We start from the raw sequence: 21466 nt of genomic DNA on the forward strand, positions 1-21466 counted from the left end.
CGCTCCGAAGTGGCTTTTCTGACTTTCCTGGAACCTCTTCTCCACGACGCCGGCAAGCGTGTGATGGAATTCCCGCGCGGCCTGCCTTTCCATATGAAGGGGGAAGATGCAAATCAAGTGGTGACACCGGCGGACCTCGTCATCGGAAAACAGCTGAGGAGTCGCATCCATGAACGGTTCCCTGATGACAGCATCATCGACGAGGAATCGGGAACGGTCTCAGGAACGTCACCTGTCACCTGGGTGATCGACCCCATCGACGGAACGTCCAACTTTGCGGCGGGAAGTCCGCTGTTCGGTGTCATGGTGGGCGTTCTAGAGCACGGGAAACCTGTCGCCGGCGGGGTGGCGCTGCCCGCCCTGTCGGAGACCTACCTCGCCGAGGCAGGACAGGGGGCCTTCCGCAATGGCGCCCGCATACAGCTCACACCCGATGTCGATCCGGCGCAGCACCTGCTCGCCTATGGCATGGACATCTATCCGTCGGAGATCGAACTCGACTGCCGCATCCTGGCCCGTCTCGCCTCCCGGTGCCGGGGCATTCGCATGAGCAACAGCGTTTTCGACTGCATGATGGTGGCCAGTGGCACGTACGGGGCATTTCTGCACCGCCGCAACCGGATCTGGGACTGCGTCGCGCCGCACGCCATCATCGAGGAAGCGGGCGGATTATTCACCGGCATGGACGGCCGGCCTCTCGATTACACGGACCCGAAGGGGAAGATTTCGGAGGTGTTCTCCATTCTGGCCTGCCGCTCTGGATCTCATGAACTGCTCACGCACACGATTTCAGGGGGCTTCCATTGATACCGCTCGTTTCTGTCAATGTGCGGGAAGCGGAGCCGTTGGTCATGGAGGTCCTCCGGTCGGGGCACCTCACCCAGGGCCCAATGGTGGAGCGGTTGGAAGCGGCCATGGCCAGGATCGTCGGCACCGAGCACGCCGTCGCCGTGAACAGCGGGACGGCGGCGCTGTCCCTTAGCCTGGAGGCTCTGGACCTGCGTCCGGGGGACGAGGTCATCACGTCACCGTTCACGTTCGCTGCCACGTTGAACGCCATCATCGCCAGTGGCGCCACGGCCCGGTTCGCCGACATCCGGCCCGGTGACTTCAATATCGATCCCGCCCACGTCGAAGGCCAGGTCAACGAGCGGACGAAGGTTCTACTGCCGGTGAGCCTGTACGGCCAGATGGCGGACATGGTGGCGATCGAGAAGCTGGCGGCAGTGCACGGCCTGACAGTGGTCGAGGACTCTGCCCAGGCCATCGGGGCAACTCTCGACGGCCGGCCGGCCGGCAGCTTCGGGGTCGGCTGTTTTTCGCTATACGCGACCAAGAACGTGACGGCCGGTGAAGGGGGCGTCGTCACGACCGACGACAGCAGAGTGGCCGACCGCGTGCGCCTGTCCCGGAACCAGGGAATGCAGAGCCGCTATGACTACTCCTGCGTCGGAGGAAACTACCGTCTCTCCGACATGCATGCGGCGGTGGGCCTCTCGCAGATCCGTCGGCTGGAGGGGTTCACCACGCGCCGGAAGTACAACGCTGACAGGCTGTCGGAAGGTCTCGCCGGAATTTCCGGGCTGATCATTCCTGACACCCTTGAAGGGCGTCGTCACGTGTGGCACCAGTACACCGTTCGCCTCACCGACGACGCAGCGTGTACGCGTGACGAACTCGCAGCCGTGCTGGCCGCAGAAGGAATAGCGACGGGCATCTACTACCCACGACTGGTGTTCGATCACAACTGCTACCGCGGGCACCCCCAGGTCATGGCCTCGGAGGCTCCTGTGGCAGCACGGATCACCTCGGAGATCCTCTCCCTTCCGGTGCACCCTGGGCTGACCGATCCACAACTGGATCGCATCGTCTCCGCTATGCAGAGTGCGTTGCGCGCATGAGCGGAAATCCACTTCCTCGCGTCGTCCTCGTCGGGGCCGGCGCCATGGGAAGCCACCACGCACGCGTCATCTCCGAGAGCAACCGCAGCAGTTTGGTGGCTGTAGTGGATCCCGCCGAACATACCGGGCGTAGGCTGGCGCGGCGTTTCGACGCCGACTGGATACCGAAGCTCGAGGACCTTTCGCAGGTTGATGCCGTGGTCGTCGCCTGTTCAACGGCTCAGCACCTGACCATCGCGTTGGACGTGCTGGCAGCGGGTATTCCGCTGCTCGTGGAAAAGCCGCTGTCCGCGAGCCTGAGTGACAGCAGGGAGATGGTGGACACGGCGCTGCGCCGCGGAGTCCCACTGATGTGCGGGTTCATCGAGAGATTCAACCCCGCCGTCCGCGAGATCCTGGCGCGAATGGAATCCCCGACGGGCGTGCGCACGCAGCGGCTCTCCAGTTACTCCCCTCGCATGCATGCCGGCGTCTCCTGGGATCTCCTGGTGCACGATCTCGACCTCGCGATCAGCCTGTTCGGCGGGGACACCCCGAAGGTCGTGTACGCCGCGGTCGAGCGCCACAGCGGCGAGGGCCGGATAGGAGAGGACACGGTGGCGACCAAGCTGCGGTTCCCGGGTACGCGCCACGCGAGCTTGACTGCGAGCCGCGTATCGGACACCAGGACCCGGCGGCTCACGGTCGTCGAGCGCGACAGGACGATCGTCGCGGACCTCCTAAATCCGTGCGTCACCGTGTACGCACGGCCGCCGCACGAATCCTTCGACGCCTCGACTGCTTCTCCCGTCGAGGACGGTGCCACGGAAAGAATCGAGTGCGGCGGGCGCCGTGAACCCCTGGCGGCGCAGTGGGACAGGTTCATCGATCTGGCGGAGGGGCAGGCCGACGCTGTCGCGGAGGCGCGCTCGATCCTGCCGAGCCACGAAACCGTCGCGGCGATCCTGGATTCCGCCGAGACGGATCGGACACCGCACCCGTCGCATCCCCCAGCCTCAAGGGCGTGACGCGGTGTCCCCACGCTTCCCGCGCAGCGTCTCTCTGCAACCTTTCGTGCTCCAGGAGCCCGATCTCGTGCGCGCGCTCGACGTGCATCTGCTGGAGACCGGTCCGGGCACGCTCGTCCTACAGTACGTGCTGGAGGGAGATCTCTCCCGCCTCCGCATCCCGCCCACCCGGGAGCCACGGCACACAGATGAGCTGTGGAAACACACGTGCTTCGAGATGTTCGCACGAAGGACTGCGGACGGCCCCGCCTACCTTGAGTTGAACGCCTCCCCCTCCACGGAGTGGGCGCTCTACACCTTCGACGAATACCATGCGGGAATGGCGCCAGCCCGCCCCGCCCGACACCCTCAGATCCGGGTCACGCGTACGGCGCACCGGCTGGAGATGGAGGTGCAGGCGGACCTGCGCGACCTGCCGCATGCGGGCGCAATGGCCCTGACCACAGTGATCGAGGACGACACGGGCCGACTCAGCTACTGGGCGCTGAAGCACCCCGCGCCGAGACCCGACTTCCATGACCCCGCCGGTTTCCTTATCGCACCATGAGGCGATGACGCCCGCGACCAGCGAGGAAGCCCTTCCAGGGCTCAGCCAGCTCGTACTCGACGATTTCTGCGACCATGCCGCCAACCTACTGGCCACGATGAGCACAGTCGCGCGGCCCGCAGTGGGAGTGTCATTCCTGATAGCCCCCCGCAGTAGCCGATCGTGCTCCTGCGGAGACGCGGACGGATGGTGCACAGCGCACATCCATCCATAGGACACAGGTGGAGCGCCGGCGGAGCCACGGCGAACGCTCATACGCGCGGTGATCGGCGGCCACACTCGGGCCGCGACGAATGCAGCAGTGGCTCCCAAACGCTCGTGATTCAGCAGCGAACCCACACGTCTGAGGCAATTATTGGCGAGATGCCCCTCGGGTTCCCGCAGCTTCCCCTTCGAGATTCTGCGAACCCGTCGGTTTCTCGGCTCGGGCGGGCTGAACGCGGCCTACCTCGCCGAGCTCGTCGGCGAGGACGGTGAAGTCGTCACCGTCGACATCGACCCCGTCGTCACCGGACGTGCGCGCCGCCTCTTGGACGAGCACGGCTACGGCCGCGTCCACGTCGTCACCGCCGACGCCGCCGAACCCATCCCGGACCTCGGTGAGGTCGACATCGTGATGGTGACCGCCGGGGCCTGGGACATCTCCCCGGCGTGGATCGCGCAGCTCAGGCAGGGCGGCCGGCTCGTGGTGCCGCTGCGGATGCGGGGCTTGACCCGGTCGGTCGCCTTCATCCAGCTCACGGGCAAGCACGGCAGCTACCTGAAGAGCGAGTCGGCACGGATCTGCGGCTTCGTCCCGATGCAGGGCTCGACCGCCCACCGGGAAGAACTCCTTCTGGTCAACGGCACCCCGGAGATCGGGCTCAAGTTCGATGACGGCCTGCCGGCCGACCCGCACCGGCTCGACAACGCGGTCACGACACCGCGCCACGAGCTGTGGACCGGCATCACTGTTCGTCTCCAGGAACTCATCGACACCCTCCAGATGGCGATGGCGATCAGTCTGCCGGGCTTCTGCACGATGGCCGTCGACGACGACCTGGACACAGGCCTGGTCGCCCCCGTGAACAAGCGGTTCGCCCTCGCGGCCGTCGAGGACGACACCTTCGCCTACCTCATCACCCGCCGCACCGAGGACAACAAGCACATCGAGTACGGCGTGCACGCCCTCGGCCCGAACGCGCAGCAACTCGCCGACAAGGTCGCCGACGTTCTCCGCGATTGGGAGGCCAACCGGCGCGGCGGCCCCAGCCCGGTCATCCGGGTCTATCCGGCGGGCACCCCCGATGACCGGATCCCGGCCGACCGGGTCATCGACAAGGTGCACAGCCGGATCTCGCTCTCCTGGCCCTCGGCATAACCCCGGGAGCCAGGTAGTCCCGCACCATCCGAACAAGAGGAAGGCACACCATGACGAGCGCCACTCTGGCCCCGCCCGCACCGCTGGCCGGCCTGGACGACGACTTCGCGCCCCTGGACGTGAAGGTCGTCATCGCCGAGCACGCGTACGGCAAGCTCATGTGCTCCACGGGCGACGGCTGCGGCAGCACCTGCGCGACCGGCGCCTCCGCCTGCGGCTCCTTCACCGAGGACCCGGCCTGATCCCAGGCCCGTTCCTAGCCGGTGGGCCGGGCGAAGCGCTGCGCCCGGCCCACCGGCCCCTCTCTCCCTCTCCTCCCCCGCGCCGCCTGACGGAAGGGCCTCATGGTTTCCCGAGCAGTCGCCGACTACCAGTGGCAGGGCGTTGCGATGCTGCGCGCCACCACCAGCCCCGGACCGGCAGACATCCCCCGCGCCCTCGACCTGAACGACGTGGCCGTCACCCGCGGCTGGCTGAACCGCATCTGGCAGCGCGAGGACTTCCGCCGCGCGCTGGAGGCTGCCACCCCCGCCCTGTCCGACGCCATCGAAGCCGTCGTACGCGGCCGGCAGGCCGAGCCCCGTCACGTGCGCCGCACAGCGCTGTCGACGGCCTCCTACCTCCTGCGGTGGCAGCACCGCCCGACCCCGCTCGGCCTGTTCGCCGGCACTGCCCCGGTGTCCGTCGGGCCCCGGGCGAGCGCGCGATGGCGCGACAAGCACCGCGCGGTGATCAGGCCGGACGCCGAATGGGTCACCGACATGGTCCTACGGCTCCAGCGCACCCCCGCACTGCTTGAGCGGTTACCGCTCGTCGCCAACAACGCCGCTCACACGCGCGGCGACCGGCTCGTGGCGCCCGGCCCGCCCTCCGACGGCCACGCCGTCCTCCTGGCCCCCGTCGAGATATCCGTCCGCAACTCCCGCCCGGTGGCCGCCGCCATGGACGCGGCCCGCACCCCCATCCTGTACGGCGAACTTCACGGCCACCTGCGCGACAGCTTCCCCCAGGCCACCGAGGAGAAGATCGACGCTCTCCTCCTGTTCCTGGTCGAGCAGCAGTTCCTCATCACCAGCCTGTGGGCGCCCATGACCACCGTGGATGCCTTCCAGCACCTGTGCCGCGAACTGGACCGGCACCAGGCGGACACCATTCCGGAGGTGCGGGACCTGGTCCGCGCTCTGTACGCACTGCGAGACGACGTGTCCACCCACCAGCCGACGCTCTCCGACACCAACGTGAGCGCCCTCGCTACACGGATGCGCGCCCTCACCCCTGTCACCCCGACACCGCTGCTCATCGACACCGCCCTCGACTGCGAGACCCAGCTCCCACAGGCCGTGATCGCGGAAGTGCAAGCAGCCGTGTCGGTGCTGTACCGGACCACTCCGCAGCCCTACGGCTACCAGCACTGGCGCGACTACCACCGCCGCTTCCGGGCCCGGTACGGCGTCGGCGCCATGGTGCCGGTGATGGATCTGGTCGCCGACAGCGGCCTGGGACTGCCCGCCGGATACGTCGGCTCCGAACGCGGCGCCGCCTCGAAGCTGCGCACCGACCGGGACGAACTGCTGCTCGCCCTGATGCAGCAAGTCCTTCTGGACGGCCGCGACGAACTCCGGCTGACGGACGACATGGTCGACGCCCTGGAGAAGGCCGCCGGAAGCGATGCGCGGCTGTTCGTGCCCCGTGTGGAGACAGCCTTCGAAGTCCACTCCCCCAGCACCACAGCTCTGTCCCGCGGCTCCTTCGACGTCCTTCTCACCGCAGCGCCTCGCCCCGGCAGCAGCATGGCCGGCCGGTTCGCCCACGTCCTGCCGCCTGACCAGCAGGACGCGCTCGCCGCTACGTACGACGGAGCTCCGGGCGTCCTCACGGCGCAGCTCGTGTTCCCGCCGCGCCGGCACCGCAACGAGAACGTCACCCGTACGCCGCAGCTGCTGCCGCACGTCATCGAACTGTCCGGCCACCGGGAAGCGGACGAGACGAAGATCCAGCTCACCGACATGGCCATCACCGCGGACCCGCGCAGTTTCCACCTCGTGCAGCTCTCCACCGGCCGCCGCATCGACGTGCGGGTCCTGCACTCCCTGGAAGGCGGGACGCAGACCCCACCACTGGCCCGATTCCTCGCAGAAGTGGCCAACGGACGGTGCGCCGCGTACAAGCCGTTCGATTTCGGCGCCGGCTCCCGACTGCCGTTCCTCCCGCGCGTGCGCTACCGCCGCGCCATCCTCACGCAGGCCCGATGGCTGCTGATGTCCGACGACCTGCCCGGCCGTAAAGCCACGACACAGGAGTGGGAGAGCGCCTTCACCGCCTGGCGGGACCGGCTGCGGGTTCCGAAGCAGGTCGCCATGATCGAGTACGACCAGCGCCTCCCCCTCAACCTGTCCCACCCGGTCCATCTCCGGGTGCTGCGCGCGCACCTGGACAGCACCCGGCGCCTGGAGCTGCGCGAGGTCCCGGACGGCGATGCCCACGGCTGGATCGGGCGGGCACACGAGATCTGGCTCTCCCTGGGCCGATCGCAGCCGGAGACCGCCGATGTGCCCCGGCCGCGCACCACCACTTCGTCGACCCCCGAGCGACACCTCCCGGGCGCCGGCGACATTCTCCACTCGCAGCTCCACGCCCATCCGCGCCGCTACGACGAGATCCTGAGCCGTCACCTGCCCAGCCTCCTCGCCTCGTTCGGCAAGCAGCCGCCGGCCTGGTGGTTCACCCGGCACCGGGAGATGGCTCGTCCGGACGCCGACCAACACCTCGACCTCACGCTGCACCTGCCGCCAGGCGCATACGGGTCCGCTGCCCAGCACATCCGTACCTGGGCGGACAGTCTGCACCGGCTCGGTCTGGTGGCCGGGCTCGTCCTGGCTCCCTACCAGCCGCAGACCGGGCGCTTCGGCGGCGAGGCGGCCATGGACGCCGCGCACCAGGTGTTCGCAGCGGACTCCGCCGCCGCCCTCGCGCAGATCCAGCTCACCGAACGCACCGGTGCCTTCGCCCCGCAGGCTCTCGCCGCAGCCAGCGCCCTGCACCTCGTCACCCCCCTGGCGCCGAACACCGCGGCGGCCGAGGGGTGGTTGGTGCGCAACCTCTCCCAGGGCACAGGGCGGCTGAACCGGGACCTGCGTGCCCAGGTGCTCGAACTCGCCGCGCCGAACGGCACCTCTGCGCTCGCGGCCCTCCCCGGCGGCCCTGCGGTCGTCGAAGCCTGGCGGGCCCGCGCCGCCGCCGTGGCCACCTACCGGACGACCTTGACCGGTCAGCGTGATCCGCTCGACGTCGCCCGGTCGCTCCTGCACCAGCACCACGTCCGGGCCCTGGGCGTTGACCCGCGCGCCGAGGAGAGCACGATCCGGCTCGTACGAACCGCGGCCCTCCAGCACCGGATGGTCACACGATGACCGCGCCAGCCGTCACCACCGCGGCGATCCTGGAGCAGTACACCGCCCGACTCGCACAACCCGCTCCTCCACCCCCGGACGAGCCTTGGGCGGTGCAGTCCCTCGCCGACGGCGCCGCCGGAATTAGCCTGCTGCACATCGTGATGGCCAGCCGTCACGGCGGCTCCTGGCGCCCCGCCCACCGGTGGATCACCGCCGCAGCGGCCGGGCACATCAGCGCGGCCGACACTGCCGGCCTGTTTCTCGGCGCTCCGGCCCTCGGCTTCATCCTCACCACCGTCCCGCTGTCCTTCCAGCACCTGTACGAACCGGCGCGCCAGACGCTGCACCAACACATCACCGATCTGACGCACCGGCGCGTGGACGCCGCGCTTACCCGCATCCGCAAGGGCGACCTGCCCACATTCGCCGAGTACGACCTGTTCTACGGCCTCACCGGCATCGGGGCCTACCTCCTGCGGACCGACCCCGAAGGGCTGCCCCTGGAACGAGTCCTTAAGTACCTCGTCGCCCTGACCCGCCCCCTCGCCCCCGAGGGCCGCGGCCTGCCGGGCTGGTGGGTCCGCCATGACCCGGCCCGCGGTGAATCCCCCCACTTCCCGGGTGGCCACGGCAACTTCGGCGCCGCCCACGGCATCACCGGCCCGCTCCTCCTGCTGGCCCAGGCCATGCGCCGCGGCATCACCGTCAGCGGCCACCGCGAAGCCATCTGGAGCATCTGCGAACACCTCGACGCCTGGTGCCAGCTCAGCCCCTCCGGTCCCTGGTGGCCCGAGCACATCTCGCGCCGCGACCTCGACCTCGGGCGCCCGCACCACGACGCTCCCACCCGGCCAAGCTGGTGCTACGGAACCACGGGCATCGCACGAGCCGGACAACTCGCCGGGCTCGCCCTGCGCGCCCCCGACGTCCAGGCGTTCTACGAGGACGCCCTGTACCGCGCCCTGACCGACCCCGAACAGCTCGCACACGTCACCGACTCCGGCTTGTGCCACGGCTGGGCAGGCATCTACCAGACCGCTACCCGAGCAGCCGCCGACTCTCTCGATCCCCGCCTTCAGACCCTCCCGAAGCGCCTCGGCGACACCCTCGCAGCGAACGCTCACCCCGGCAACCTCTCCGCGACCGGGCTGATCAACGGCGACGCCGGCACCGCGCTCGCCCTCACCACCTACGCCTCACAGCAGGCCACGATCAACGGATGGGACGCATGTCTCCTGATCAACTGACCCAGAGGGAACCGAGCCGGGTCCAAGGTGCGGTCCTCGCTGTCCTCGCTGTCCTCACCGGACTGCCGATCGCCGACGTCGCTCACCAGTACCGGATGGACACCGTGGCTCTGTCCGACGCCGTCAAGATCTACGACCAGGCCGGCAGAGAAGCCCTCGCCCGCCGCTCCACCACCAACTGGTGGCAGGCATACCTCCACTTCGCCGACTGGGCGAACGCCGACGCCACCTTCACCACATACGTGCTGCCTGTCCTGCGAGGCGCTGAAGCAGCCGGCGCCATCGACGGCTGGTGGTACACCCGCAAGCGCCCCTGCTGGCGTCTGCGACTACGGCCCATGACGGGAGCCAAGTTGGCTGTCGGTGATCACCTGGATCGCCTCGTCGCCGACGGACACCTCCAACGATGGTGGCCCGGCATCTACGAGCCGGAGACCACGGCCTTCGGAGGGGCGGCCGGCATGACGGCCGCGCACGCCCTGTTCATCACCGACAGCCGGGAGGCACAGCAGTTGCGGCAGCGCGGCGACCTGGCCGTGGGGCCTCGCGAGCTGTCCGTCCTTCTCTGCACGCTCATGATGCGCGCCGCCGGGCTGGAGTGGTACGAGCAAGGAGATGTCTGGCACCGCGTCATCACGGAAGAACACCGCTCGGCCATCACCGATGTCGCCGCGGACAGCCTCGACGCCCGCGCCCAGGAGATCCGGCCCCTGCTCATCGCCGACAGCAACGCCCTGCTGCGCCCCGGCGGACCACTGGAGCCCGTCGCCGAGTGGGCTGCCTCCTTCCGCGACGCGGGGCAGAAACTCGGCCACGCCGTCCAGGACGGAACGCTCGACCGCGGGTTGCGACAGGTGCTCAGCTACCACGTGATCTTCCACTGGAACCGCCTCGGACTGTCCATGCGGGGACAGAGCGTCCTGGCCTGGGCAGCCAGGGCAGCGATCCTTCACACAGAGAACGGATCGTGACTGCTTGGGTTGCGCGTCCCCTCGGGCGTCCCAAAAGCCGGTCCGAGCAGCCCCTGCACGTGGACACACGAACCACAAACGGCCTGATCAGAAAATGGTCCGGGATGCTGGTCTGTGATGACGCAGCCGTCGATCTTCACTACCGGATTTCCGTCGCGACCGGGTAGAGGAAGAAGAGGCACTGGTTCGCGTTGAATTCACCCACCTCGGCGACGAAGCGGAACTTGTCGCCTGCGCCGACTGTGGCAGGGATCTTCTTGCCGGTCAGGTTCAGGTTCCCGATGTTGACGTTCTCATACTTGAAGCCCGGGCCAACCGTCGTCTGCGGTCCCTTGTCGCCTGGGCCCAAGAGGAAGTCATAGCGGGTCTTGTAGTCACGGTAGGGCGCCATGTGCACGATCGAGCCGTTGAATGCAACCGTCTGCCCCTCATGCTTGGTCGCGAAGTCCTGGTTCGCGTCGTCGCACGAGTCCCCCGTCTTCAGCAGCGCCGCGAACTCCGGGTTGTTCTCAGGCGTGATCACCTCAGCGGCAGCTGGCTTCGCCGCGGTCGGAGTCGGCGTGACAGAGGGTTCTGCGGTCGTCATCGGCTTGTTCGACTCATCTTTCTTCTCGCCTCCGTCCTCGAGCGCCGCGGCTACGCCGATGATGATGGCCAGGACCACAAGGCCGCCGACCGCCGTGCCGATCAGGAGTCGTGGCAGGGGCTTCTTCGGCCGGCGGAATTTGAGGGTGGAGCGCAGCCTGCCCTGGTCCTGTTCCGCGAGCTCCCAGCCATCCTTCTGCATCTTCGAGATCACCAAGCCGTCGGTGCCGCGAACTGTTCGCACTGACTTGTACTCGTACCTGATCTCGTCGGCCATGCGGCTCCGCGCCCCCTAAATGAACTGTTCACACCAACTGCTCGCGAGCATAGGGGACTCCGCGAGGATCTCGGCACCCTCTTCGAGGTCGGCCCTACTCTCCCAGGCCATGGCCTACCTGGACACGGCCGAGCTGGAAGCCAACCTCACGATGAGGCGTAGTGAAGGACGAGGACGGCCTTCACGAAGTCGGTGCTCCGGTCGGTGCCGCAGCGGAGCTTCCGCAGGAGGCGCCAGCCCTTCAAGACGCCATGGCCTGCTCGCCGACGCCCCGGATCTTGGCGTGGCTGTTGTTGCGTCGTCGCTTCCAGCGCTTGAGCCGACGGCCCCGGAAGGGAACTCGGATGTGCCGTCCGGCGTCTTGGTACGCCTTGCCCGCCCAGCACTTCAGTCCCGCGGCGGCGGCGAGTGCGTCGACGATTCCGCGCTAGCGGGCAGCGGTCAGGTACCGGCCTCGGCCAGGGTCAGATCGCGGGCGGCCAGGATCCTCGGTGGCCTCACGCCGGGCCGCGCCCGCGACCTGACCGGTCGCTTCGGGATGCCCAACTGCCCAGTGCCGTCCGAGCGGTGGCGTGCCGACAGAAGCAGGATGTAAGCTCCTCTCCAATCCAGAGAAGAGGAGTCGCAATGGCGACGCGGGTTGACTTTAATTTCGGCGACGACGGAAGCCAGGAGAGCGTCGTGATCTCCTCCGACCAGCTCGCCCGAGTGGTGCGCGCCGCACTGCAAGACAAGGTGCTGCTGTCGGAGCAGGCCGCGCCTCATGACCTGTGGCGGGACATCGAAGCTGTGACCAGACTGCTGAAGGGTCTGGAGGATTGGCGGGAGAGGGCCATCGTGGCGGTCGACGAAAGCGGCGCCGTGGACCGGAGCGCCCTCGGCATCGCCGCGAGGATGGGCGCGGCAAAGCTGTACGACCTGCTGGAACGGCACGGCCGGCCACGCAGTCAGACCCGGCTGACCCAGGTGGAGATGCTGGAGAGCCGGGTGACCGGCGAGAACGGAGAGTGGGACGCGGCCCGCGTCGTCGCCACCCTGAACAGCTACGGCTGGGAGATCGATGACAAGCGGGCCCGCGCACTGCTGCGGGCACTGACCGAGCAGGAGGTGCTGGAAAAGATTCCGAACCGAGGCGGACGCGCTGTCTACCAGGTCGTCGGCCCTCGGGACTGGCTGTACTGCCTGGACCCGGAGCGCGACACGATCGAGAACGGCCCCTCCACCCCAGCGCGGGTCGCGAGGCTGGCGCGCGAAGACTCCGGTCCGACCGAGTGGTGGCTCGGGAAGTCACTGAAGCGGATGAGGGACGGCGACCGGCTGTGGATCTACTTCGGCGGGGTCGATGGAAAGATCGCGGCAATGGCGCATGTGAAGTCGTCGCCGCGACCGGCGCCGATCGGTTCGCAAAAGCCGTACGAGTTCGACGCCGAACTGGACCTGGAGGCGACCACGGCTCTGTCCAAGTTCCCGGTACGGCTTGAGGAGATGGATCAGAGGCACCCGCAGGCATGCGGGGAGATGCGGGCGGCGGACGTGAAGCTGGCCGAAGCGCGTGCCAACCTCTGACTGCCCCTCCCGCTGGGAGAGCACCGCATCGCCGTGCATGCTCAGCTCTTGAGAGCTTGCTCGATCCGCTCGAAGTCCTCAGGGCCGAAGTTGCCCCGGCCGATCTGCACGCTCCGGTTTTGTCCCGGCGTCACCACATTCGAAAAGCTCCTGGCGGACTGGTGTTCTTGGCCGTGAACCCGTCTACCAGGAGCCTTCTTCCTGCCCGTCGCCGGGGCTACCAGCCACAACCACTCGTGAGGTTGGAAGCGGTTCAGTAGCTCAAGTTTGCGCCTAAGGCTCACCGTCCCGATCGTGAGCGACACGTTGGCGACTTCCTGGAGTAAGGACGGGTGGGCCGATTCTCCAGTTTACGGGCGGGGGCAAGCGGGTAGTCACGCGTCCGGACGGGGGTCGGTGCGGTTCCCGTTCGACCATGTGGCATCGAACTCTTCGCCAAGGTCATCCAAAGGGCGTGTCCAACGCCTCCTCCCTCCCACCTCCCGACCTACGTTGTCCCGGTGGAGCAGCCCAGAACACGCCCCCCTCAGCGCCGGCAGTCGTCAGAGCAGTCCCCGCAGGGCACCATCGACGAGGCCGCCACCGTCTACCGGGTGGTGAGCACGCCCGGCGCGCGGGCACGACGAGTGCCGCCCGTCCTGCGCAGGCTGCCCAATCCACGGCTGACCGGCATCGGTGCGGGACTGTTCGCCGCCGCCGTCATGTTCGCGCTGGCCTGCCTCGACTGGCTGCTGTTCGATGGTTCGTCGGTCCTGTACGGGGTGCTGTTCCTGCCGGTCAGCGCGCTGACCGCGCTCTGGGTGCGGCCCGCGGACCTGGTGACCGCACCGATCAGTGTGCCGATCGCGTTCGCCGTCGGTGTGATTCCGATCGCCGGCGGCACGGGCAACTTCGGCGGGCAGACGATGGCGGTGGTCACGGCGCTCGCTGTCCATGCCGGCTGGCTGTACGGCGGCACGCTCATCGCCGGGCTCATCGCCACCGTGCGCAAGGTCCGGCTGATGCGGCAGCGCCGGCGGCGGATGCGGCTGGCCGCGCAGGCGGCGCGGCCGACCCGCCCCGCCCGGCCTCCCCGGCGCCCTCGGGCGAAGGACAAGCCCTGAGGCCGAGGGCAGGAAGAGCTATCTGCCTGCCGCCGCCATTGCCGCGCCCACGATGCCCGCGTTGTTCTGCAGCTCCGCCGGCACCATCTCGGCCCGTACGTGCTCGATCAGCGGCAGGAACTTGTCGGCCTTGCGGCTGACTCCGCCGCCGATGATGAAGAGCTCGGGCGTGAACAGCATCTCCAGATGGGCCAGGTACTTCTGCACCCGGTGCGCCCAGTGGTGCCAGCTCAGCTCCTCGTCCTCCTTGACCTTCGTGGAGGCGTGCTTCTCCGCTTCGTGGCCGTCCAGCTCCAGATGGCCGAGCTCGGTGTTGGGGACGAGCTGCCCGTCGATGAAGACGGCGCTGCCGATCCCCGTACCGAGCGTCAGCATGATCACGGTCCCCTTGCGGCCGCGCCCCGCGCCGAAGGTCATTTCGGCGATTCCGGCCGCGTCGGCGTCATTGAGGACGGTCACCGGAAGGCCCAGCTTCTCGCCGAGCAGCGTCCGGGCGTCGTGGTCGATCCAGCCCTTGTCGACATTGGCCGCGGTGCGGGTGACACCGCCGGTGACGACGCCCGGGAAGGTGACGCCGACCGGGCCCGACCAGTCGAAGTGGCGGACCACCTCGGCCACGGAGTCGGCCACGTCCTTGGGCGTGGCCGGATGCGGTGTCAGTACTTTGTGGCGCTCCTGCGCCAGTTCTCCGCGGTCCAGGTCCACGGGAGCGCCCTTGATCCCGGATCCGCCGATGTCCACGCCGAAGATCTGCATGTGATCCACCGTACGGGCTGACGCCGCACCCCGCCCCCCTTCCCGGAGCACCGGCCACTCCCCCGGGGGAGTGGCCGGTGCGCATCACTCGGCGGTGAGTGCCGCCGCCTCTGCGCGCAGGTCCCGGCGGAGCTCCTTGGGCAGCGAGAAGGTGATCGACTCGTCGGCCGTCTTCACCGTCTCCACGTCGCCGTAGCCGCGCTCGGCCAGCCACTCCAGTACGCCGTCCACGAGCACGTCGGGGACCGAGGCGCCGGAGGTGAGGCCGACCGTGGTGACACCTTCCAGCCAGCTCTCGTCGATCTCGCTCGCGAAGTCCACCAGGTGCGCCGCCGGGGCCCCCGCGTCGAGGGCGACCTCGACCATGCGGATCGAGTTCGAGGAGTTCTTGGAGCCGACGACGATGACCAGTTCGGCGTCCTCGGCGAGCTTCTTCACCGCGATCTGCCGGTTCTGCGTGGCGTAGCAGATGTCGTCGCTGGGCGGCGAGACCAGCTGCGGGAACTTCTCCTTCAGCGCGTCCACCGTCTCCATCGTCTCGTCGACCGAGAGCGTGGTCTGGGAGAGCCAGACGACCTTCGACTCGTCGCGCACGGAGACATGGGCGACGTCCTCGGGGCCGTCGACCAGCGTGATGTGGTCGGGGGCCTCACCGCTCGTGCCGATGACTTCCTCGTGGCCCTCGTGGCCGATCAGGAGGATGTCGTAGTCCTCCCTGGCGAACCGGACGGCCTCCTTGTGGACCTTGGTCACCAGCGGGCACGTCGCGTCGATCGTGGCGAGCCTGCGCTCGGCGGCCTCGGCGTGCACGGTCGGCGCCACGCCGTGCGCGGAGAACATCACGATGGAGCCCTCGGGCACCTCCGCCGTGACGTCGACGAAGATCGCGCCCTTCTTCTCCAGGGTCTGCACGACGTATTTGTTGTGCACGATCTCGTGGCGGACGTAGATCGGGGCCCCGTACTGCTCCAGGGCCTTCTCGACGGCGATCACGGCACGGTCCACGCCCGCGCAGTAGCCACGGGGCGCGGCGAGCAGGACACGGCGGGTGTCACTGCGGCGCGCGGTGCCCGCACTCGGGGCGGCGGCCGGTGACGGGCTGGGCGAAGCAGTCATGCGTCCCATCGTAAGGCCGTACCGAACAGGCGCGGGTTCGGCCGTGTCGGGAGACTGAGCCGTACGCGACGTTCGCCACGTGTACGCCCTGTAATGCCACGTATGCACGTACGCGACGGTGTCCTTGCGATCGACGGAGGGTTCATGGCGGGCAGCAGTACGGCGGCCCGGGCGGCCTTGCGGCGCACACTCGGGTTCCGGGACCTGGTCGTCTACGGACTGCTGTTCATCGCCCCCATGGCACCCGTCGGCATCTTCGGCACGCTCGATGCGAAATCGGACGGCGCGGTCGCGCTGGTGTACATCGCGGCGACCGTCGTCATGGGCTTCACCGCGTTCAGTTACGCGCAGATGGTGCGCGTCGCCCCGCTGGCCGGTTCGGTCTTCACGTACGCACGCAAAGGGCTCGGGGAAGGGCCCGGGTTCATCGCCGGGTGGATGGCGATGCTCGATTACCTGCTGATTCCGGCGGTCGCCTATCTCTTCTCCGGGATCGCGATGAACTCGCTGGTCCCGGAGGTGTCGCGGTGGGTGTGGACGGCGCTGGCGGTGGTCATCACCACGCTGCTCAACCTCTGGGGCGTACGGGCTGCCGCGCGGGTCGGCTTCGCGGTGCTCGCGATGGAGATCGTGGTGCTGCTGGTCTTCCTGGTGTCGGCGGTGGTGGTTCTCGTACGGGACGGGGCGCAGCGCGGCTGGTGGACGCCGTTCACCGGTGACTCCGGCTTCTCCGTGCAGGCGGTCCTGGGTGCGGTATCGGTGGCCGTGCTCTCGTATCTGGGCTTCGACGCCATCGCCTCGTTCGCGGAGGAGGTCACCGGCGGCTCGGAGAAGGTGGCGCGGGCGGTGCTGTTCTGTCTGGCCCTCGCGGGGGTGCTGTTCGTGGCGCAGGGCTATCTCGCGGCGCTGCTGGAGCCGATGACCTCGGCGGAACTGGCCGCCGAGCCGGCCAGGCAGGGGTCGGCGTTCTACGACACGGTCGACTTCGCGGTCGGCACGTGGCTGCACGACCTGGTGGCGGTGAGCAAGGCGATCGGGGCGGCGTTCGCGGCGCTGGCCGGGCAGGCGGCGGCAGGGCGGCTGCTCTTCGCCATGGCCAGGGGGCAGCGGCTGCCCTCGCTGCTGGCCCGGGTCGACCCGCGGTCCGGAGTGCCGCGGGTCGCGATCCTGATCGCCGCGGCCGTGACGCTGGTGGCGGCGGTCTGGGCGGCCCGTCGCGACGACGGCCTCGACCATCTGGTGTCGGTGGTCGACATCGGTGCGCTGACGGCCTTCGTGCTGCTGCACGCGTCGGTGGTCGGCTGGTTCGCCGTACGCCGGATGGACGGGCCGCCGAGCTGGTGGCGGCATGTGCTGGTGCCGGTGGTGGGTGCGGGTGTGCTGATCGCGGTGATCCTCGGCGCGACGGCGAGCGCGCAGGTGGTGGGGGTCTGCTGGCTGGGGGTGGGGCTGGTGGTGCTGGCGATGCAGTGGGGGCGGAGCCCGGCTGTGTAGGGCTGCCTTGTTGTCCGTGGTGGCGGATACGCTCGCTCGCATGGCTCTCAATACGTCCGCGGAAGCCCCGCTGCCCGTCGGCGAGGTGTCACGGCTCATCGGCGGATGGATCGACCGGCTCGGGGCCGTCTGGGTCGAGGGGCAGATCACCCAGCTGTCGCGGCGGCCGGGCGCCGGGGTGGTGTTCCTGACGCTGCGCGACCCGTCGCACGACATCTCGGTGAGCGTGACCTGCTTCCGGCAGGTCTTCGACCGGATCGCGGATGTGGTGACGGAGGGCGCCCGCGTCGTCGTCCTCGCCAAGCCCGAGTGGTACGCGCCCCGCGGCCAGCTGTCCCTGCGGGCCACGGAGATACGGCCGGTCGGCATCGGTGAGCTACTGGTCCGGCTGGAGCTGCTGAAGAAGTCCCTGGCCGGCGAGGGACTTTTCGCCCTGGACCGGAAGAAGCCGCTGCCGTTCCTGCCGCAGCTGATCGGCCTGGTCTGCGGGCGGGCGTCGGCCGCCGAGCGCGATGTGCTGGAGAACGCGCGGCGGCGCTGGCCCGCGGTGCGCTTCGAGGTGCGCAATACGGCGGTGCAGGGTGTGCACGCGGTGAACCAGGTGGTCCAGGCGGTGAAGGAGCTGGACGACCTGCCGGATGTCGACGTGATCATCGTGGCGCGCGGCGGCGGCAGCGTGGAGGACCTGCTGCCGTTCTCGGACGAGCAGCTGATCCGTACGGTCGCCCAGTGCCGTACGCCGGTGGTGTCCGCGATCGGACACGAGCCGGACTCCCCGCTGCTCGATCTGGTCGCCGATCTGCGGGCGTCCACGCCCACGGACGCGGCGAAGAAGGTCGTGCCGGACGTGGGCGAGGAGCTGGACCGGGTGCAGCAGCTGCGCGACCGGGCTCTGCGGACCGTACGGGGGCTGCTCGACCGGGAGGAGCGGGGACTGGCGCACGCGCTGGGCCGGCCCTCCATGCAGCAGCCGCTGCGGATGGTGGACGAGCGCGCGGCTGAGGTCGACGCGCTGGTCGGGCGCAGCCGCCGGGTGCTGGGGCATCTGCTGGACCGGGCGGACTCGGAGCTGGCCCACACCCGGGCGCGGGTCGTCGCGCTGTCGCCCGCGGCGACGCTGGAGCGCGGTTACGCGGTGCTGCAGCGGCCGGACGGTCATGTGGTCCGCTCTCCCGCGGACGCCGGGGCGCCGGGCGACGAGCTGCGGGCGCGGGTGTCGGAGGGCGAGTTCACCGTGCGGGTGGCCGAGTAAGCCGGTACGGCGGCCCCTCTTCCCTCCGCCCGGACCGGGCGCAGCCGCGGACGCGGTTCGGGCCTGGCTGTCGTAGCTCACACATAGGGTGGATCACATGACGGACGACGCGACAACGGCAGCTGCCGCCACGGACACGCTCGGCTATGAGCAGGCGCGCGACGAGCTGATCGAAGTCGTGCGGCGCCTGGAGGCGGGCGGCACGACGCTGGAGGAGTCCCTCGCGCTGTGGGAGCGGGGCGAGGAACTGGCCAAGGTCTGCCGGCGCTGGCTGGAGGGGGCCCGGGCCCGCCTGGACGAGGCCCTCGCCCAGCCCGGGAAGGACCAGCAGGACGACGCCGGGTGACCTCCTAGGGGCGCGCCGTCCACGCACACGCTTGTGGGGTGGATCACCCAGGCCAGGCTTTAGTTGAAAGTTAACCTACCTCTCGGTTACGGTCACTGCGTCGCTTGATCCGCATTCGTCCGGAAGGTATTTCCGCAAGATGTCCCTCGCTCTTGACCCCGCCGCCCAGGACCTCCTCTTCCGCGAGGCCCACACCGCCAACACCTTCACCGACGAGCCGGTCTCAGAGGAGCAGGTCCAGGCGATATACGACCTGGTCAAGTTCGGCCCCACCGCCTTCAACCAGTCGCCGCTGCGCATCGTCCTGGTCCGCTCCGACGACGCCCGTGCGCGCCTCGTGAGCCACATGGCGGAGGGCAACCAGCCGAAGACCTCCACCGCCCCGCTGGTCGCGATCCTCGCCGCCGACAACGAGTTCCACGAGGAGCTCCCGGCCCTGTTCCCGGTCTTCCCGCAGGCCAAGGACGCGTTCTTCTCCGAGCGTCCGGTCCGTGAGACGTCCGCCACGCTGAACGCCGCCCTGCAGGCCGCGTACTTCATCATCGGCGTCCGCGCCGCCGGTCTGGCCGCCGGCCCGATGACCGGCTTCGACGCCGCGGGCATCGAGAAGGAGTTCCTCGACGGCGACCACAGCGTGCTGATGGTCGTCAACATCGGCAAGCCGGGCGAGGACGCCTGGTTCCCGCGTCTGCCGCGTCTCGCCTACGACGAGGTCATCGAGACCGTCTGACCCGTCCGGCCGCACGGGGAAGGGCCCCGGAGCACTCGGTGCTCCAGGGCCCTTCCCCGTATGCCGTATGCCCGGCTCAGGACGTCTTGAGTGCGGCGGCCATCTCCGCCAGCCGCTGCGGCGACGCCGAGCCCGTGACGACCGTGGTCACGCCGTCGTCGTGACGCACCAGCGCGTCGTACTTCGGGCCCTCCCAGTGCTGCCACGTCTCGCCCGCGACCTGCTGCGTGCGCCCGGTGTTCTTCGCGTCCTGGCTGACCTCGGACACGTACTTCTTCGCCGGGGACGTGGACTGCTCCACCGCGACGTACTTGCCGTCAGGATCGAGGAAGCCCAGGTGCCAGCCGTTGCCCGACTGGCGCTCGAAACTGACCGAGGTGGGCTTCCAGTCCTTGGACAGACCGGCCGGAGCGGCCACCGGATACGGCGCCGCACGCCGCGCCGTCAGGAGCTCCACCCGGTAGTCGACCGGCTGCACCGGGTTGGCCTTGTCGTCGTGCGGTACGAAAATGTAGACACCCCCGGCGACGGCGGAGATCACCGCCATCGACAGGAACATGTCCCGCACCGTCTGCTTGCCTCGCTTGCTTGCCACGGGTCCATGTTCGCATTGCGTCCGACGGGCCCCACCGAGGGGAGGTCGAATACGACAACCGGCCAGCGCGGCCGCTCATACGTGACCCGGTCTGCTCATTTTGTCGACCTGGCGATAGAGTCACAGCACCCTCTTCCGGTCGTCGCCGTACAGAAAGGTGCGTTCCGATGTCCGAGCATCACCTACCGTCACAACTAGAGGTCTCCCCGGAGGCCCCCGACCGCAACCTGGCGCTGGAGCTGGTCCGGGTCACCGAGGCCGCCGCCATGGCCGCCGGGCGCTGGGTGGGCCGCGGCGACAAGATCGGCGCCGACGGCGCGGCTGTGAAGGCCATGCGGGCCCTCGTCTCCACCGTCTCGATGAACGGCGTCGTCGTCATCGGTGAGGGCGAGAAGGACGAAGCGCCCATGCTCTTCAACGGCGAGCGGGTCGGTGACGGCACCGGCGCCGAGGTCGACATCGCTGTGGACCCGATCGACGGCACGACCCTGAACGCCAAGGGCATGCCGAACGCGATCGCCGTGCTGGCCGCCGCCGACCGCGGCACCATGTTCGACCCGTCCGCGGTCTTCTACATGGACAAGCTGGTCACCGGCCCCGAGGCCGCCGACTTCGTGGACATCAACGCCCCGGTGTCGGTGAACATCCGCCGGGTCGCAAAGGCAAAGAACTCCGCCCCCGAGGACGTCACCGTCGTCATCCTGGACCGCCCGCGCCACGAGGGCATCGTCAAGGAGATCCGGGAGACCGGCGCCCGGATCAAGTTCATCACCGACGGCGATGTCGCCGGCTCGATCATGGCCGCCCGTGAGGGCACCGGCGTCGACCTGCTGATGGGCATCGGCGGCACCCCCGAGGGCATCATCTCGGCCTGCGCCATAAAGTGCCTCGGCGGTGTCATCCAGGGCAAGCTCTGGCCGAAGGACGAGGCGGAGCGGCAGCGCGCGCTGGACGCCGGGCACGACCTCGACCGGGTGCTGTCCACGGACGACCTGGTCAGCGGCGACAACGTGTTCTTCGTCGCGACCGGCATCACGGACGGTGAGCTGATGCGCGGTGTGCGGTACCGCAGCGAGACGGCGACCACCGAGTCGATCGTGATGCGGTCCAAGTCCGGCACGATCCGCAAGATCGACTCGACCCACCGGCTGTCGAAGCTGCGCGCCTACAGCGCGATCGACTTCGACCGCGCGCAGTAGAGCGCGCGAGGCAGGCGGCGCG

At 68.9% G+C, this 21466-nt stretch carries 20 protein-coding genes and 1 pseudogene; 16 read left to right on the forward strand and 5 right to left on the reverse strand.

Features of this window, described 5'->3' with window-relative positions:
• Nucleotides 1-9: 9 nt before the first annotated feature.
• The 9 genes from ABZV38_RS12950 to ABZV38_RS12990 all read left to right on the forward strand — a co-directional run bounded on the left by ABZV38_RS12950 (nucleotide 10) and on the right by ABZV38_RS12990 (nucleotide 10425).
• Entirely contained in the window at nucleotides 10-807 is a 798-nt protein-coding gene (locus ABZV38_RS12950) for an inositol monophosphatase (RefSeq protein WP_356326845.1), read from the forward strand.
• Nucleotides 808-851: 44 nt separating this feature from the next.
• On the forward strand, nucleotides 852-1901 hold the full coding sequence (locus tag ABZV38_RS12955; RefSeq protein WP_356326847.1) for a DegT/DnrJ/EryC1/StrS family aminotransferase: 1050 nt from the start codon (nucleotides 852-854) through the stop codon (nucleotides 1899-1901).
• Nucleotides 1898-2908, forward strand: a complete 1011-nt coding sequence (locus tag ABZV38_RS12960; protein ID WP_356326848.1) for a Gfo/Idh/MocA family oxidoreductase — start codon at nucleotides 1898-1900, stop codon at nucleotides 2906-2908. Before ABZV38_RS12955 ends, ABZV38_RS12960 begins: the two co-directional genes overlap by 4 nt.
• Nucleotides 2909-2975: 67 nt before the next feature.
• Nucleotides 2976-3455: a DOMON-like domain-containing protein gene (locus ABZV38_RS12965; protein WP_356326849.1), complete on the forward strand. Its 480-nt coding sequence runs from the start codon at nucleotides 2976-2978 to the stop codon at nucleotides 3453-3455.
• A gap of 397 nt (nucleotides 3456-3852) precedes the next feature.
• Entirely contained in the window at nucleotides 3853-4815 is a 963-nt protein-coding gene (gene fxlM / locus ABZV38_RS12970; RefSeq protein ID WP_356326942.1) for a methyltransferase, FxLD system, read from the forward strand.
• Nucleotides 4816-4865: 50 nt separating this feature from the next.
• Complete coding sequence (locus ABZV38_RS12975) at nucleotides 4866-5057, forward strand: FxLD family lanthipeptide (RefSeq protein ID WP_356326850.1); 192 nt, start codon at nucleotides 4866-4868, stop codon at nucleotides 5055-5057.
• A gap of 102 nt (nucleotides 5058-5159) precedes the next feature.
• A complete protein-coding gene (locus tag ABZV38_RS12980; RefSeq protein ID WP_356326851.1) occupies nucleotides 5160-8225 on the forward strand; it encodes a lantibiotic dehydratase in 3066 nt (1021 codons plus the stop codon).
• Nucleotides 8222-9454, forward strand: a complete 1233-nt coding sequence (locus ABZV38_RS12985; RefSeq protein WP_356326852.1) for a lanthionine synthetase C family protein — start codon at nucleotides 8222-8224, stop codon at nucleotides 9452-9454. Before ABZV38_RS12980 ends, ABZV38_RS12985 begins: the two co-directional genes overlap by 4 nt.
• Nucleotides 9436-10425, forward strand: coding sequence for a thiopeptide-type bacteriocin biosynthesis protein (locus ABZV38_RS12990; protein ID WP_356326853.1), 990 nt, complete (start codon nucleotides 9436-9438; stop codon nucleotides 10423-10425). Before ABZV38_RS12985 ends, ABZV38_RS12990 begins: the two co-directional genes overlap by 19 nt.
• A gap of 139 nt (nucleotides 10426-10564) precedes the next feature.
• On the opposite strand, the gene ABZV38_RS12995 is transcribed toward ABZV38_RS12990, so the two are convergent.
• Together ABZV38_RS12995 and ABZV38_RS13000 are read right to left on the reverse strand one after the other, a co-directional pair.
• On the reverse strand, nucleotides 10565-11287 hold the full coding sequence (locus tag ABZV38_RS12995) for a DUF4839 domain-containing protein (RefSeq protein ID WP_356326854.1): 723 nt from the start codon (nucleotides 11285-11287) through the stop codon (nucleotides 10565-10567).
• A gap of 146 nt (nucleotides 11288-11433) precedes the next feature.
• Nucleotides 11434-11732: pseudogene (locus ABZV38_RS13000) on the reverse strand (transposase family protein); the annotation flags it as partial.
• Nucleotides 11733-11914: 182 nt separating this feature from the next.
• Here ABZV38_RS13000 and ABZV38_RS13005 point away from each other — a divergent pair.
• Nucleotides 11915-12853, forward strand: coding sequence for a hypothetical protein (locus ABZV38_RS13005; RefSeq protein ID WP_356326855.1), 939 nt, complete (start codon nucleotides 11915-11917; stop codon nucleotides 12851-12853).
• A 593-nt stretch (nucleotides 12854-13446) separates the two neighbouring features.
• Entirely contained in the window at nucleotides 13447-13956 is a 510-nt protein-coding gene (locus ABZV38_RS13010; RefSeq protein ID WP_356326943.1) for a DUF6542 domain-containing protein, read from the forward strand.
• Nucleotides 13957-13974: 18 nt separating this feature from the next.
• Here ABZV38_RS13010 and ppgK read toward each other — a convergent pair whose 3' ends face one another.
• Both ppgK and ABZV38_RS13020 read right to left on the reverse strand, forming a co-directional pair.
• Nucleotides 13975-14712 carry a polyphosphate--glucose phosphotransferase gene (gene ppgK / locus ABZV38_RS13015; protein WP_356326856.1) on the reverse strand — a complete coding sequence of 246 codons (738 nt, stop codon included), beginning with the start codon at nucleotides 14710-14712 and terminating at the stop codon, nucleotides 13975-13977.
• Nucleotides 14713-14796: 84 nt separating this feature from the next.
• Nucleotides 14797-15828 (reverse strand): 4-hydroxy-3-methylbut-2-enyl diphosphate reductase, encoded by a 1032-nt coding sequence (locus ABZV38_RS13020; protein ID WP_356326857.1) that lies wholly within the window; start codon nucleotides 15826-15828, stop codon nucleotides 14797-14799.
• A 144-nt stretch (nucleotides 15829-15972) separates the two neighbouring features.
• On the opposite strand from ABZV38_RS13020, the gene ABZV38_RS13025 reads away from it, so the two are divergent.
• The 4 genes from ABZV38_RS13025 to ABZV38_RS13040 all read left to right on the forward strand — a co-directional run bounded on the left by ABZV38_RS13025 (nucleotide 15973) and on the right by ABZV38_RS13040 (nucleotide 19650).
• Nucleotides 15973-17322 carry an APC family permease gene (locus tag ABZV38_RS13025; protein WP_356326945.1) on the forward strand — a complete coding sequence of 450 codons (1350 nt, stop codon included), beginning with the start codon at nucleotides 15973-15975 and terminating at the stop codon, nucleotides 17320-17322.
• Between the two features lie 40 nt (nucleotides 17323-17362).
• Nucleotides 17363-18574: an exodeoxyribonuclease VII large subunit gene (gene xseA, locus ABZV38_RS13030; RefSeq protein ID WP_356326858.1), complete on the forward strand. Its 1212-nt coding sequence runs from the start codon at nucleotides 17363-17365 to the stop codon at nucleotides 18572-18574.
• 97 nt (nucleotides 18575-18671) lie between these two features.
• Entirely contained in the window at nucleotides 18672-18920 is a 249-nt protein-coding gene (locus tag ABZV38_RS13035) for an exodeoxyribonuclease VII small subunit (RefSeq protein WP_030969405.1), read from the forward strand.
• A gap of 139 nt (nucleotides 18921-19059) precedes the next feature.
• A complete protein-coding gene (locus tag ABZV38_RS13040; RefSeq protein WP_356326859.1) occupies nucleotides 19060-19650 on the forward strand; it encodes a malonic semialdehyde reductase in 591 nt (196 codons plus the stop codon).
• Nucleotides 19651-19726: 76 nt separating this feature from the next.
• Here the strand turns inward: ABZV38_RS13040 and ABZV38_RS13045 are convergent, their stop codons facing one another.
• On the reverse strand, nucleotides 19727-20245 hold the full coding sequence (locus ABZV38_RS13045; protein ID WP_356326860.1) for a DUF4245 domain-containing protein: 519 nt from the start codon (nucleotides 20243-20245) through the stop codon (nucleotides 19727-19729).
• 167 nt (nucleotides 20246-20412) lie between these two features.
• Between ABZV38_RS13045 and glpX the strand changes: the two genes are divergently transcribed.
• Nucleotides 20413-21444, forward strand: a complete 1032-nt coding sequence (gene glpX, locus ABZV38_RS13050) for a class II fructose-bisphosphatase (protein WP_356326861.1) — start codon at nucleotides 20413-20415, stop codon at nucleotides 21442-21444.
• The last annotated feature ends 22 nt before the right edge of the window (nucleotides 21445-21466 follow it).

Source organism: Streptomyces sp. NPDC005181, assembly GCF_040608395.1.
GTDB lineage: Bacteria > Actinomycetota > Actinomycetes > Streptomycetales > Streptomycetaceae > Streptomyces.

Coding starts and splice junctions, on each gene's coding strand:
- ABZV38_RS12955 (WP_356326847.1), top strand. CDS start 852: ATGGAGGTCCTCCGGTCGGGGCACCTCACCCAGGGCCCAATGGTGGAG.
- ABZV38_RS12975 (WP_356326850.1), top strand. CDS start 4,866: ATGACGAGCGCCACTCTGGCCCCGCCCGCACCGCTGGCCGGCCTGGAC.
- ABZV38_RS13025 (WP_356326945.1), top strand. CDS start 15,973: ATGGCGGGCAGCAGTACGGCGGCCCGGGCGGCCTTGCGGCGCACACTC.
- ABZV38_RS12995 (WP_356326854.1), bottom strand. CDS start 11,287: ATGGCCGACGAGATCAGGTACGAGTACAAGTCAGTGCGAACAGTTCGC.
- ABZV38_RS13020 (WP_356326857.1), bottom strand. CDS start 15,828: ATGACTGCTTCGCCCAGCCCGTCACCGGCCGCCGCCCCGAGTGCGGGC.
- ABZV38_RS13035 (WP_030969405.1), top strand. CDS start 18,672: ATGACGGACGACGCGACAACGGCAGCTGCCGCCACGGACACGCTCGGC.
- ABZV38_RS12980 (WP_356326851.1), top strand. CDS start 5,160: ATGGTTTCCCGAGCAGTCGCCGACTACCAGTGGCAGGGCGTTGCGATG.
- ppgK (WP_356326856.1), bottom strand. CDS start 14,712: ATGCAGATCTTCGGCGTGGACATCGGCGGATCCGGGATCAAGGGCGCT.
- xseA (WP_356326858.1), top strand. CDS start 17,363: ATGGCTCTCAATACGTCCGCGGAAGCCCCGCTGCCCGTCGGCGAGGTG.
- ABZV38_RS13040 (WP_356326859.1), top strand. CDS start 19,060: ATGTCCCTCGCTCTTGACCCCGCCGCCCAGGACCTCCTCTTCCGCGAG.
- glpX (WP_356326861.1), top strand. CDS start 20,413: ATGTCCGAGCATCACCTACCGTCACAACTAGAGGTCTCCCCGGAGGCC.
- ABZV38_RS12960 (WP_356326848.1), top strand. CDS start 1,898: ATGAGCGGAAATCCACTTCCTCGCGTCGTCCTCGTCGGGGCCGGCGCC.
- ABZV38_RS12990 (WP_356326853.1), top strand. CDS start 9,436: ATGTCTCCTGATCAACTGACCCAGAGGGAACCGAGCCGGGTCCAAGGT.
- ABZV38_RS13005 (WP_356326855.1), top strand. CDS start 11,915: ATGGCGACGCGGGTTGACTTTAATTTCGGCGACGACGGAAGCCAGGAG.
- ABZV38_RS12985 (WP_356326852.1), top strand. CDS start 8,222: ATGACCGCGCCAGCCGTCACCACCGCGGCGATCCTGGAGCAGTACACC.